At 54.3% G+C, this 12,857-nt stretch carries 11 protein-coding genes; 4 read left to right on the plus strand and 7 right to left on the minus strand.

Translation table 11 applies throughout. The annotated features are described in order from the left end of the window. The first annotated feature begins 133 nt into the window (after window positions 1-133). Window positions 134-1,369 (plus strand): peptidase T, encoded by a 1,236-nt coding sequence (pepT, locus tag GW579_RS14530; RefSeq protein WP_152325624.1) that lies wholly within the window; start codon window positions 134-136, stop codon window positions 1,367-1,369. A 95-nt stretch (window positions 1,370-1,464) separates the two neighbouring features. Here the strand turns inward: pepT and GW579_RS14535 are convergent, their stop codons facing one another. The 3 genes from GW579_RS14535 to phoP form a co-directional block, all read right to left on the minus strand. Continuing rightward, a complete protein-coding gene (locus GW579_RS14535; protein WP_152325625.1) occupies window positions 1,465-2,586 on the minus strand; it encodes a ribosomal protein uL16 3-hydroxylase in 1,122 nt (373 codons plus the stop codon). Between the two features lie 159 nt (window positions 2,587-2,745). After that, entirely contained in the window at window positions 2,746-4,200 is a 1,455-nt protein-coding gene (phoQ, locus tag GW579_RS14540; protein ID WP_152325626.1) for a two-component system sensor histidine kinase PhoQ, read from the minus strand. A 30-nt stretch (window positions 4,201-4,230) separates the two neighbouring features. Next, window positions 4,231-4,905 carry a two-component system response regulator PhoP gene (phoP, locus tag GW579_RS14545; protein ID WP_095921366.1) on the minus strand — a complete coding sequence of 225 codons (675 nt, stop codon included), beginning with the start codon at window positions 4,903-4,905 and terminating at the stop codon, window positions 4,231-4,233. Between the two features lie 296 nt (window positions 4,906-5,201). Between phoP and GW579_RS14550 the strand changes: the two genes are divergently transcribed. From GW579_RS14550 to GW579_RS14560, 3 genes are all read left to right on the plus strand, one after another. Further along, entirely contained in the window at window positions 5,202-6,455 is a 1,254-nt protein-coding gene (locus GW579_RS14550; RefSeq protein WP_152325627.1) for a nucleoside permease, read from the plus strand. Window positions 6,456-6,520: 65 nt separating this feature from the next. After that, window positions 6,521-7,540 (plus strand): ADP-ribosylglycohydrolase family protein, encoded by a 1,020-nt coding sequence (locus GW579_RS14555; protein ID WP_165059642.1) that lies wholly within the window; start codon window positions 6,521-6,523, stop codon window positions 7,538-7,540. Continuing rightward, window positions 7,537-8,508, plus strand: coding sequence for a PfkB family carbohydrate kinase (locus tag GW579_RS14560; protein ID WP_152325629.1), 972 nt, complete (start codon window positions 7,537-7,539; stop codon window positions 8,506-8,508). The genes GW579_RS14555 and GW579_RS14560 overlap by 4 nt, the downstream gene beginning before the upstream one ends. A 7-nt stretch (window positions 8,509-8,515) precedes the next feature. Here the strand turns inward: GW579_RS14560 and GW579_RS14565 are convergent, their stop codons facing one another. From GW579_RS14565 to mnmA, 4 genes are all read right to left on the minus strand, one after another. Beyond that, window positions 8,516-9,277, minus strand: coding sequence for a GntR family transcriptional regulator (locus GW579_RS14565; protein ID WP_152325630.1), 762 nt, complete (start codon window positions 9,275-9,277; stop codon window positions 8,516-8,518). A gap of 148 nt (window positions 9,278-9,425) precedes the next feature. Further along, window positions 9,426-10,796, minus strand: coding sequence for an adenylosuccinate lyase (purB, locus tag GW579_RS14570; protein WP_165059644.1), 1,371 nt, complete (start codon window positions 10,794-10,796; stop codon window positions 9,426-9,428). A gap of 23 nt (window positions 10,797-10,819) precedes the next feature. Beyond that, window positions 10,820-11,446 carry a high frequency lysogenization protein HflD gene (gene hflD, locus GW579_RS14575; RefSeq protein WP_165059645.1) on the minus strand — a complete coding sequence of 209 codons (627 nt, stop codon included), beginning with the start codon at window positions 11,444-11,446 and terminating at the stop codon, window positions 10,820-10,822. Between the two features lie 191 nt (window positions 11,447-11,637). After that, window positions 11,638-12,747, minus strand: coding sequence for a tRNA 2-thiouridine(34) synthase MnmA (gene mnmA / locus GW579_RS14580; protein ID WP_165059647.1), 1,110 nt, complete (start codon window positions 12,745-12,747; stop codon window positions 11,638-11,640). Window positions 12,748-12,857: the final 110 nt, after the last annotated feature.

The raw sequence follows: 12,857 nt of genomic DNA on the forward strand, positions 1-12,857 counted from the left end.
TATTCATCTTTATCGCTAAAATTGCGCCCGCCCCGAAGAGTTATCCCGTTAAACTTGGTGAAAAATGACCTGACGCAATATTCACGGTTTTCATGCTGCGCATAATAAAACCCAGCCGCCAGAGGATACCTATATGGATAAGTTGCTTGATCGTTTTCTGAATTATGTTTCTTTCGATACCCAATCTAAGCCCAATGTTAAACATACGCCGAGCACCGACGGTCAGCTGAAGCTGGCGCAGGCACTGCGTAATGAACTGACTGAACTGGGATTTTCACAAGTTACGCTCAGCGATAAAGGCTGTGTGATGGCGACGTTACCGGGCAATGTGGCCTGGAAAGTGCCGGTCATTGGCTTCATCTCTCATCTGGATACCGCCCCCGATTTCACCGCGAAACACGTTAATCCGCAAATTGTGGAAAATTACCGTGGTGGCGATATTGCACTGGGAAATGGCGATGAAATTTTATCTCCGGTGATGTTCCCGGTTCTGCACCAGTTGCTTGGCCATACGATCATTACCACCGATGGCAAAACGCTGCTGGGGTCTGACGATAAGTCTGGCATTGCCGAAATTATTACCGCGATGGTGCGGCTGAAAAACAGCAATATCGCGCACGGTCCGGTGCGTATTGCCTTTACGCCGGATGAAGAAATCGGCAAGGGCGCGCAGAGTTTTGATATTCCGGCCTTTGGCGCGGAATGGGCGTATACCGTGGACGGCGGTGGCGTGGGTGAGCTGGAGTTTGAAAACTTTAATGCCGCCTCGGCGACCATTAAGATTGTCGGCAACAACGTTCACCCTGGCAGCGCGAAAGGCGTGATGGTGAATGCCTTGTCACTGGCGACGCGTTTCCACAATGAACTGCCGGTGGAAGAAACACCTGAACATACTGATGGTTACGAAGGTTTCTATCACCTGACCACCATCAAGGGCAACGTTGAACGCGCGGAAATGCACTACATCATCCGTGATTTCGATAAAACGCAGTTCGAAGCCCGTAAGCAAAAAATTATTGATATCGCCCATGTGGTCGGCAAAGGGTTGCATCGTGATTGCTATATCGAAGTGACGCTTGACGATCACTACTACAACATGCGCGAGAAAGTGGCCCAGCATCCGCACATTATTGCGCTGGCGCAGCAGGCGATGAAAGACTGCGATATTGAACCGATCATGAAGCCGATCCGCGGCGGAACCGACGGCGCGCAGTTATCTTTCCGCGGCTTACCGTGCCCGAACATTTTCACCGGCGGCTATAACTTCCACGGTAAACATGAGTTTGTGACGCTGGAAGGCATGGAAAAAGCGGTATCCGTGATCATGCGTATCGCCGAGTTAACGGCGAAAGAAGCGCTGAAACACTAAAAATCCCGCAAACAAAAATCGGGTAAAACTGGCGGCAAAAAAAGGGGCGATGTCTGATGACATTGCCCCTTTTGTATTTGAATCAGCCGCGACGGTTAATCGTTAAAGTACCAGTAGCCGCTGTTCACCAGCGCGGAAAGTAACGCCAGGAATGACGGGTCATCCAGCGCATCACCGAGCATTTCTTTGGTCACGGTTTTGTGGCGGGCAATCGCGTCCACCGCACCGATATGTTCGGTAGTCATCGCTTCACCGTTGACATAACAAACATCGCCTACGCGCAATACGCGCAGCCCGCCCAGACGTTCCAGCGTTTCGCCGGAGTCGAGCAGTTCGTAAATTTCACCGGCCTGATATGGCGGTTCCGGCGGGGCCAGATCCAGCTCGTGGCGCGACTGGGAAATAAACTCACCAAACCAGCTGTTGAAGTGCGTCGGGTTGCCAATCAGATCCAGCATCATGCCACGCAGTTTATCCAGTTCGGCAGGCTGAATTTCCGCCGGATGTTCACGTTCAGTCAGTTCCGGATCGCTGTAACGGTGACTGCCCAGTTCACGGGAAAGCACGAAGTCGGCGAAACCGCTGACCATTTCACGCGCATTTGGCGCGCGGAATCCGACAGAATAGTTGAGGGAATTTTCCAGTGAATAGCCGTCGTGCGGGAAACCCGGCGGAATATATACGATATCGCCCGGTTCCAGTTCTTCATCGATAATAGCTTCAAACGGCTCAACCTGAAGAAGATCAGGATGCGGGCAATGCTGTTTCATGGCGACTTTCTCGCCCACGCGCCAGCGGCGGCGACCCGTACCCTGAATGATAAAGACGTCGTACTGATCCAGATGCGGGCCAACGCCGCCGCCGGGAACAGAGAAGGAAATCATCAGATCATCCATCCGCCAGTCAGGAATATGCCGGAAGGGTGTCATCAGGTGGGAAGATGGCTCGTGCCAGTGATCAACCGCCTGAACCAGCACTGACCAGCCGTTTTCTCCCAGATGATCGTAGCTTTCAAATGGCCCGTGGCTGACGTTCCATTTACCGTCGTGATTACTCACCAGACGGCTGTCCACCTCATTTTCCATCGCCAGTCCTGCCAGTTCGTCAGGCGAGATAGGATCGACGAAATTTTTAAAGCCGCGTTTTAACACGACAGGACGTTTTTGCCAGTAACGCTGAAGGAAATCGTTCCAGTCGAGGTCGAGTTGGTAATCCATAGTATTTCCCTTGCATTAAATGGAGGGTGGATAAAGAAGAGGACGGTCTGTAAATGATTATAACGGAAGGTGTTGCGGCTGAGTTGGGCAATTGCCAGCAAATTTCGCACTATGGTTAAGATTGCGTCGAAATGTGCTGGCAAAATGGTCGGGTAAAGGTTACTCGAGTTCGATGCCTTGTTGCAGGCCGAAGCAGACACGCATACTGGCGCCGCCAAGCGGACTGTCGCCGATGACAATTTTACCGTCGTATTGCTCGATAATGTCGTTGGCCAGTGAAAGCCCCAGACCTTGTCCCGGACGTAAGGTATCAGCACGCTGGCCGCGCTGGAAGATGACTTCACGCTTGCTTTCCGGAATGCCGGGGCCGTCGTCTTCAATCAATATCACCAGTTCATTTTCGGTATGAACGGCGCTGATTTCCACGAACTCAAGGCAGTATTTACAGGCGTTATCGATGACGTTGCCCATGACTTCCATGAAGTCATTTTTCTCGCCGACAAAGGTAATTTCCGGCGAGATATCGACCGTAATCACCACGCCTTTGCGCTGATACACTTTGTTGAGAGCAGAACATAATCCGTCAAGAATTGCGGGTACGGAATGCACTTCGCGGATCAGTAAATTCTGTTCCGAGCGCAGCGTGGCGCGGTGCAGGTAATAGCCAATCTGCTGAGAAATGCGGCTGATTTGTTCCAGCATGACCGGCTCGGCTTCTTCGATGGTCATCTGTTTGCCATTTCGCAGCGCGCGCAGCGTGGACTGCAACACCGCCAGCGGCGTTTTCAGACTGTGTGTCAGATCGGCCAGCGTGGTGCGGTAACGGTCATATCGTCCGCGCTCGCCGTGCAGCAAAATATTGAGGTTTCGCACCAGCCCGCGCAATTCCCGCGGAGGATTTTCATCGAGTGATTCACGCTCATGAGTCTCCAGCTCGGCGACCTGATGAATCAGCTGTTTGATTGGCCGCAGGCTCCAGTACGCTGCCAGCCACAGCAGCGGAACCACCAGCAAAAGGTTCGCCAGCAGCACATAGCTGAACCATTCCCAGACCAGATCTGAACGCTGTAATTCCTGCGGAATCGTATCGACCACCACGATATTGAGTGCCGGTAAACGCGACGTGGCGTTGTAGGTGTTGACTGCAATGGAGTGGGTCATCGCGTTGGCGTCGGTGTCGTCGTAACTTTTCAGCTTGTCCTGTGCTTTCGGGTTATTGCCCAGCACTTCGCTGCTGATTTGCGTATCGGTATCCAGTTCATAAAAGCCCGGTTTATTCATCCAGGCTTTATCGATATGCGCTTCGAGTTCGGGGATCCGGCGTTCTGCCCACAGCAGATTCCCTTCGCCGTCGTAAATAAACACCAGCGTTGGGGAATTAAGATCCAGATCGGGCGGCACGTTAATGCTCAGTTTGTTGTCACGCCACTGCGCCAGACTGAAGAATAAGTTACTTTCACCGCGCAGGAGGCGGTAAGCCGTTTTGTCGAAACTCACCATATAACCCACCACCGCCACCAGCCCGTAAGCCAGTGACAGTGCGAGCACGACCGCAGCGGTCGCCATCATAAAGCGGACGCGAAGAGAAAAAGGGTTCTTGGTACGTCCTTTCATGGCGCGTCCTTTTGAAGCGAAAACAGACAATTATGGGCGGATATCGAAACGATAACCCTGGCCGCGCACGGTGGTAATAACATCAACCGGATGTTCGGCTTGCAGCTTTTTACGCAGGCGTCCCATCAGCACGTCGACGGTGTGGCTTTCGCGCAGCTCGGCGTCCGGGTAAAGCTGAAGCATCAGGGAATCTTTGCTGACGACTTTACCGGCGTTGCGGATCAGGGTTTCAATAATGGTGTATTCGAAAGCGGTCAGTTTGATCGGCTGCTCGTTGACGGTCAGCTCGCGACGCGACAGGTCAATCTGGAACGGCTGAAGGGTGATGACCTGCGAGGCCAGACCGCTGTTACGGCGCATCAGCGCCTGCATGCGGGCCAGCACTTCTTCGAGGTGGAAAGGTTTGGTCACGTAATCGTCGGCACCGGCTTCCAGCACCGCGACTTTGTCCTGCCAGCTTTCACGGGCGGTCAGCACCAGAATCGGCAGATTGGTCTGATGACTACGCCAGCGGCGGATCAGGCTCAGGCCGTCTTCGCCCGGCAGACCGAGATCGACAATCGCGATATCAGGCGCATGTTCGTGGAGGAAGTAATCCGCCTCTTTGGCGTCTTCCGCTGCATCAACCTGATGACCCATTTCCCGCAGTTGTACCGAGAGGTGGTGGCGTAGCAGTGCGTTATCTTCAATGACTAAAATTCGCATGGTGATTCCTTGTTCTCAGTACGCGGAAAATGATGACTAATTTGATGCGCTTAAGTCTAAATGATCCTGAAATATTTTAATCAACCCTAGCTCAACGCCGGGTAGAGAAACCTCAACAAAACATAAACGAATTATAAACGCCCTGAGCCGGGAGAAACATAAATTGTGAGGCAGATCGCTGATTAATATCAAAGGTATCATTAAGGTATTGTAAAGGTATCTCGAATGCCTGATTTCATCCGTTGCTTCCGGTGCCAGGGCACCGCGCGGATCCCTTACTCAGCAAGGATATAATAATGAAACGTACCCATCTGAAGCTGTCCGTTATGATGTTTATTGAGTGGTTTATCTGGGGCGCCTGGTTTGTGCCGCTCTGGCAATACCTCAATAAATTAGGTTTTAGTCCGTCGGAAATTGCCTGGTCTTACAGCAGCACGGCGATTGCGGCGATCCTTTCTCCGGTTCTGGTGGGCGTGATCGCAGACCGCTATTTTGCCGCTCAGAAAGTGCTCGGCTGGCTGTTGCTGGCCGGTGGCGTGCTGATGGGATTCATCGCGCTGCAAACCGAATTTTCGACGTTCTTCCCGCTGCTGGTGGTGTACGCGATTACTTATATGCCGACGGTCGCACTGACCAACAGCATTGCGTTCGCCAACATCAATGACACCGAAAAGGATTTCCCGCGTATTCGTGTGCTCGGCACGCTGGGGTGGATTGCATCCGGTCTGGTGATTGGTTTTGTACTGCCGCCGATGCTTGGCATGGGCAATATTTCTGATACCAGCCAGCCGCTGTGGATCACGGCGATTGCATCATTTGCACTGGGGATTTACAGCTTCTGGCTGCCGGATACACCGGCAAAAGGCAAAGGGCCGGTGGACATCAAAGCCCTGTTTGGCCTGAATGCGCTGGGTTTGCTGAAAGACCGGTCGTTCGCCATTTTCGCCTTATGTTCATTTCTGTTTTGCATGCCGCTGGCGTTCTATTACCAGTTTGCCAACGGCTATCTGACGCAGGTTGGCTTGCCAAACGCCACCGGCTGGATGACGCTCGGGCAGGTGTCGGAAATCTTTGCAATGCTGGCGCTGCCGTTCCTGCTTAAACGCTTTGGCATCAAAAAAGTGCTGATGCTGGGCTTCATCACCGCCGCCATCCGTTACGTCTTCTTCATCTACGGCGGCACGGCTGACGTCTGGGCCTACAGCATGCTATTCCTCGGCATTCTGCTGCATGGCGTCAGCTACGATTTCTATTTCGTTACCGGCTACATCTACGTGGATAAAAAAGCGCCAGCACATATGCGAACCGCTGCACAGGGGCTGATCACGCTGATTTGTCAGGGACTGGGCAGCTTTATCGGTAACTGGCTTGGTGGCCGGGCGATGACCACCTTTGCGCTGAGCGCGCCAAAAAATGGCATGACCTTCGACTGGTTTGCTGTCTGGGGTGTCGGCGCGATTATGGTGGCGGGCGTGATGCTGCTGTTCCTGCTGTTCTTCCGTGAACGCAGTAAAACGATTACGCCGGTCAGCCTGAGTGCCTCTTCTTAAACGACACATTTTCATTTCTGGCGGGCAGGCAGCCCGCCGCAATTTTTATATCGGGAGATTTAACGATGACACAACCAGGACTTGAGAGCCGCATGCTCGGGGCGTTGTACGGACAAATGCTGGGCGATGCGCTGGGCATGCCGTCGGAACTGTGGCCGCGTGAGCGCGTCAAAAAGCATTTCGGTTGGATCGACCGTTTTCTGGATGGCCCGGAGGAAAACAATGCGGCCTGTTATTTCAAAGCCGCGCAGTTTACCGACGACACCTCGATGGCGCTGGCGCTGGCCGACGCCTTGCTGGAAGCCGACGGTAAAGTGGTGCCGGAACTGATTGCCCGCAACGTTATCCGCTGGGTCGACAGTTTCGATGCGTTCAATAAAAACATCCTTGGCCCGAGTTCCAGACTGGCGCTGGCGGAGCAGAAGAAAGGCGTGGCGATCGGCGCACTGGAAAACAACGGCGTGACCAATGGCGCGGCGATGCGCATTTCTCCGCTGGGCTGCGTGCTGCCTTCGGCTCCGCTGAAACATTTCTGTGAACAGGTCTGGCTGGCTTCCAGCCCGACGCACAAATCGGATATTGCCGTTGCCGGTGCGGTGGTGATTGCCTGGGCGGTGTCACGCGCCATTGAAGGGGCGAGCTGGGCGGAAATCCGTCTGGCGCTGCCGGACATCGCTAAATACGCACAGACACGGGAATCCACCACGTTCAGCGCGTCGCTGGCGGCGCGTATCGAACTGGCGTTTGATACGGTGGCGAAAGCCGAAGGCACGGAACAGGCATCGGAAGCGGTGTATCAGCGGGTTGGGGCGGGCGTCAGCACCATTGAGTCTGTACCTGCGGCGCTGGCGATGGTGGAACTGGCGGGAACCTGCCCGAATCAATGCGCTATTTTATGCGCCAATCTTGGCGGCGACACCGATACCATCGGTGCGATGGCGACGGCCATTTGCGGCGCGTTAAACGGCATTGAAGCATTCAAAAAAGAGTGGCTGGATGAACTGAAACGGGTGAATCCGCAGGACATGACCCGCTACAGCGACGCATTTCAGCGTTTTCGCCGCAATGAACAGGAGGCTGGATGAGCCAGACGCACCGTGAACTTTTGCTGACCCTGACGCAGGGCGACTGGCACCAGCAATCGCCGGTTCTCGTCATCGGTGCGGCCGTGATGGATATGGTTGCGCGCGCCGATACGTTGCCGGAGCGCGGCGGTGACATTGCCGCCGATGTGACCGGGTTTCATCTCGGCGGCTGCGCACTGAATATCGCGCTGGGGCTGAAACAGCTGGGGATTCACAGCCAGAATCTTTTGCCCGTCGGCGAAGGGATGTGGAGCGACCGTCTGCGCAAGGAGATGGCTGCACGCGAAATTGTGTCTGATTTGCAGGTGAAAGGGGCGGACAACGGCTGGTGTCTGGCGCTGGTGGAACCCGACGGCGAGCGCACGTTTATCTCCGTCGACGGTATCGAAAATCAGTGGCAGCCTGGATGGCTGGCGCAGGCAACACCGCAAAACGGGCTGGTGTATGTTTCCGGTTATCAGCTGGGCGCAAAGCAGGGCACGGTGCTGACGGACTGGCTCGATACTTTACCGGACGCCGTGCGCGTGCTGGTGGATTTTGGCCCGCGTCTGGATGTTATGCCCAAAGAGCGCGTCGAACGTCTGATCCGCCCCGGTGTGATCCTGACGCTGAATCAGCGCGAAGCGGCCATGCTCGGTTTTGCTGGTGACGCAGAAAGTTTCTGCCGTCAGTTACACGAGAAAACCCGTGAACTGGTGGTTTTACGCTGCGGCGAGCAAGGCAGTTATTATTATGGTTCAGCGGATGATTGCGGGTGGATTGCGGCGCGGAAAATTACCGTGGCCGACAGCATCGGGGCGGGCGACAGCCACTGCGCCGGTTTACTGGCCGGGCTTTCGCTGGGGCTGACGCACTGGCAAAGCATGATGCTGGCGAACTGCGTGGCGGCTTACGTGGTTTCAAAACCAGGCGGAGATTGCGCGCCAACGCTGTCGCAGCTGATTTCTTCACTCGACAGCGTCAGTTAGAAAACAGTCAGTCTTCGCTGACGAATTCGTACATGTCACTGCGGCAAAAACTTTCGCTGTACTCAATCGGGCGGTTTTGCCCGTCGAACAGCGTTTGTTTGATGATAAGCAGTGGCATCGCCTCTTTCAGCTGCAATGCCTGCAAGGTTTCCGCGTCGCTCATCGCCGCACTGACGCGGCTTTGCAGCGCGCCGAGCTCAATATTATTGCGACCGAAATAGTCATAGAGCGAAACGCCGATTTCCCCGACGTCGCGGATGGCGTCCATGATGACGTAGGAAACTGCTACCGACATCGGGCGCGTATCAATGTAGTGAATGCGTTTGAGCATGTAGACCGGCGTGTTTTCGGTGATCGCCAGTTTGCTGGCAATCAGCGCCGAAGCGGGCACCTGATCGCGGCTGATCCACAGCGTATCCGGCTTGCGCCCCTGAAGCATGACTTCGCGGGAAAACCCTTTCACACCGGCCAGCGAATAAGCCAGACGGGCATCGGTCGCTTTTTTGATAAAGGTGCCGTAACCCCGCGAGCGCCCGATATGGCCGTCTTCTTCCAGCCTGGCGAGCGCCTTTCGCACGGTGATACGCGAAATGCCCAGAATTTCAGTGAACTGGCGTTCGCTCGGCAGAAAGTCGCCGTCCTGTAAAATTCCGGTTTCCAGTGCATGACGCACCGATTCGTTAAAGCACAAATACAGGGGCATTGTGCCCGCCTGAGCCAGATCGGTTTTCAGTTTTTCCAGCACCTGCTGGTTGGTGTCCATGCTCATGAAGTCGGTCTTCCAATGCGTAGGGAATGGGCTCTATTTTAGAAGGACAGAGATTTTTTGCAGTGACATTTTGCGCGCCGCGGTCACATAAAAAAAGGCGACCCGGAGGTCGCCTGAGATTGGCCACATGTAATGCCTGAGCAAAGACTTACTTCAGCTCATCAACCATGGTGGTGGCGCGCCCAATGTAATTGCCCGGCGTCATGGCTTTCAGACGGACTTTCTCTTCTTCCGGTAATTCCAGAGAATCGATAAAGGCCTGCATACCTGCCGCATCAACACGTTTACCACGGGTCAGCTCTTTCAGCTTCTCGTATGGCTTTTCGATGCCATAACGACGCATCACGGTCTGGATTGGTTCCGCCAGCACTTCCCAGTTGTGATCCAGTTCGTTCGCCAGATTTGCTTCGTTCACTTCCAGCTTGCTGACGCCTTTCAGGGTGGCCTGATACGCAATCAGCGCATAACCCAGACCAACGCCGAGGTTGCGCAGCACGGTGGAGTCGGTCAGGTCACGCTGCCAGCGGGAAACCGGCAGTTTGCTGGCCAGGTGCTGCAACACCGCGTTGGACAAGCCAAGGTTGCCTTCGGAGTTTTCGAAGTCAATCGGATTCACTTTGTGCGGCATGGTAGAAGAACCGATTTCGCCAGCAATAGTGCGCTGTTTGAAGTGGTTCAGGGCGATGTAACCCCAGATGTCGCGGTCGAAGTCGATCAGGATGGTGTTGAAACGCGCCACGCAGTCAAACAGCTCAGCAATGTAGTCGTGCGGCTCGATCTGTGTGGTGTACGGGTTCCAGTTAATGCCCAGAGAAGTCACGAACTCTTCGCTGAATTTATGCCAGTCCACTTCCGGGTACGCCACGATGTGGGCATTGTAGTTGCCAACGGCACCGTTGATTTTGCCGAGGATTTCGACGTTTTGCAGTTGTCTGAACTGGCGATCCATTCGATAGGCCACGTTAGCCAGCTCTTTACCGATAGTAGATGGCGTAGCAGGCTGACCGTGGGTGCGCGACAGCAGCGGAATGTCACGGTGTTTGTGCGCCAGATCTTTAATCCCATCAATGATCTGTTTCCAGTACGGCAGCACCACGTCCTGACGCGCGGTTTGCAGCATCAGCGCGTGGGAAAGGTTGTTGATGTCTTCAGACGTACAGGCAAAGTGAATGAACTCGGACACCGCGTGCAGGGCAGGGATACCGGCCACTTTTTCTTTCAGGAAATACTCGACCGCTTTGACGTCATGGTTGGTGGTTTTTTCGATGTCTTTAATGCGCTGAGCGTCATTCACATCAAAATTGGCCAATAACTGGTCGAGGAAAGCGTTTGCGTCGGCATCAAAAGCAGGAACTTCCTTGATTTCTGCACAGGCTGCCAGTTTTTGCAGCCAACGTACTTCAACCTGCACACGGAATTTCAGCAGGCCAAATTCGCTGAAAATAGTACGCAGCGCGCTGACTTTATCACCGTAGCGTCCATCAACGGGGGAAACGGCGGTCAGTGAGGATAATTCCATCGGTAGCAACTCCTGGGGTCTTATTAACAATGAGCGAGAATACTTTTCGCCTGTTCAAACAAGCGATTACGGGAAAACATCAGTTGCAGGCGTCCACCGCCCACCTGGTGCCACAGCACGGCGGAACGGATGCCAGCCAGTAAAATGGCGCGGACCTTCGCCTGAACCTGCGGATTTTGCAAAATTGCCGGTGAACCGGTGACCTGAATGCGCGGGCCTGCGGGGCTGACGACGTCGACATAAATTGAGGCCAGCGAGCTAATCATCGTGTCGGATTCGAGCTCGAAATGCGCCAGCTGGCGGTCGAGCTGATCGATACGTTCACCGAGCTGATTCATGGCGGCTTTATTGGCGTAGAGCTTACGCTCAAGCACCATCAGGCTTAATGCGTAACGCGTTAACTCAGCGCCCGGCCCCTGACGGTTGGCGTTCAGCACTCCCAGCAGCGTTTCCAGCCCCATCTTCAAATTAGCTTCATTATTACCGTATACCGCCAGCGTGGATGCCGGATTCATCTCCAGCAGGCTGCGCAGTGACACTGACATTTCTTCCTGAGCGCAATTGCCTTCATGGGCAAGTTGCTGGACCAGGCGCGCTGCCTGACAGATCCCCGCCAACGCCAGCGTAATGTCATAATAATTTTTAGCCACGTTTACTCCTGTAAGCGTTTTGAAACGATGAGACGCAGTGACAAAGAAGATAGCCCAAACTAATGGCGACAGATCATGCCATAAAACTGACCCTAAACACAGTTCGGAATCAGTGCAGATCGTCACAGGCGGGCAGAAAAAAAGCGGGACGCCCGAAAGCGTCCCGATTTCATACACCTGTTGGCGCTGTATCAGGCCTGAAGCGGCAGGCGCTGTTCAATGACGCCGCCGCCGAGGCAGATTTCGCCAAGATAAAACACGGCAGACTGGCCCGGTGTGACGGCAGCAACCGGCACGTCAAAGCGCACTTCAATGCGGTCTTCGCCCAGCGGCGTGACGACGCATGGAATGTCTTCCTGACGGTAACGGGTTTTGACGGTGCACGTCAGCGGTGCGGTCAGCGGTTTGCGATCAACCCAGTGAAGCTGTTGCGCAATCAGCCCGACGGACATCAGACGCGGATGTTCATGGCCCTGAGCAACGTACAGAATGTTGTTTTCCACATCCTTTTCAACGGTGTACCACGGCTCTTCGCTGCCTTCTTTCTGGCCGCCGATGCCCAGACCTTTGCGCTGGCCGAGCGTGTGGTACATCAGCCCCTGATGTTGCCCCATCACCTGACCATCAACGCTTTTAATCACGCCAGGCTGCGCCGGCAGATAGCGGCCAAGGAAATCGCGGAATTTACGCTCACCGATAAAACAAATGCCGGTGGAGTCTTTTTTCTTCGCGGTGATGAGATCGAGCTCTTCGGCAATGCGGCGCACTTCCGGTTTTTCCAGCTCACCGACCGGGAACAGGCTCTGTGCAACCTGCTCATGACCCAGCGTGTAGAGGAAATAGCTTTGATCTTTATTGCCATCGACGCCGCGCAGCAGGTGGCTGATGCCGTCGATATCCTGGCGGCGCACGTAGTGACCGGTCGCGATGTAATCCGCGCCCAGATCTTCTGCGGCAAATTCCAGGAAGGCTTTGAATTTGATCTCTTTATTGCACAGGATATCCGGGTTTGGCGTGCGTCCGGCTTTATATTCCTCGAGGAATAATTCGAACACGTTGTCCCAATATTCCGCCGCGAAATTCACTGTGTGCAGTTCGATACCCAGCTTGTCACACACGGCCTGCGCATCGGCAAGATCGGTGGCTGCTGTGCAATATTCTTCGTCGTCATCCTCTTCCCAATTTTTCATGAAGAGGCCCTCAACCTGGTAACCCTGCTGTTGCAGAAGGTAAGCAGAGACTGAGGAATCGACACCGCCGGACATCCCGACGATCACTTTTTTCTGGCTGTTGTCAGACATAATTGTCCCGAAACACATGAATTAATTGTCCGGTACTGACGGTGTTTTTCTGATGCTTGTCCCACGAGGATGAAGGCCGCGCGCAACAAAAACACCACAGAACCCCGAAC

Source organism: Rahnella contaminans (genome assembly GCF_011065485.1).
Taxonomy (GTDB): domain Bacteria; phylum Pseudomonadota; class Gammaproteobacteria; order Enterobacterales; family Enterobacteriaceae; genus Rahnella; species Rahnella contaminans.

Bases quoted from the DNA above. Each gene is read 5' to 3' on its own strand.
- pepT (WP_152325624.1), top strand. From the start codon at position 134: ATGGATAAGTTGCTTGATCGTTTTCTGAATTATGTTTCTTTCGATACC.
- GW579_RS14535 (WP_152325625.1), bottom strand. From the start codon at position 2,586: ATGGATTACCAACTCGACCTCGACTGGAACGATTTCCTTCAGCGTTAC.
- phoQ (WP_152325626.1), bottom strand. From the start codon at position 4,200: ATGAAAGGACGTACCAAGAACCCTTTTTCTCTTCGCGTCCGCTTTATG.
- phoP (WP_095921366.1), bottom strand. From the start codon at position 4,905: ATGCGAATTTTAGTCATTGAAGATAACGCACTGCTACGCCACCACCTC.
- GW579_RS14550 (WP_152325627.1), top strand. From the start codon at position 5,202: ATGAAACGTACCCATCTGAAGCTGTCCGTTATGATGTTTATTGAGTGG.
- GW579_RS14555 (WP_165059642.1), top strand. From the start codon at position 6,521: ATGACACAACCAGGACTTGAGAGCCGCATGCTCGGGGCGTTGTACGGA.
- GW579_RS14560 (WP_152325629.1), top strand. From the start codon at position 7,537: ATGAGCCAGACGCACCGTGAACTTTTGCTGACCCTGACGCAGGGCGAC.
- GW579_RS14565 (WP_152325630.1), bottom strand. From the start codon at position 9,277: ATGAGCATGGACACCAACCAGCAGGTGCTGGAAAAACTGAAAACCGAT.
- purB (WP_165059644.1), bottom strand. From the start codon at position 10,796: ATGGAATTATCCTCACTGACCGCCGTTTCCCCCGTTGATGGACGCTAC.
- mnmA (WP_165059647.1), bottom strand. From the start codon at position 12,747: ATGTCTGACAACAGCCAGAAAAAAGTGATCGTCGGGATGTCCGGCGGT.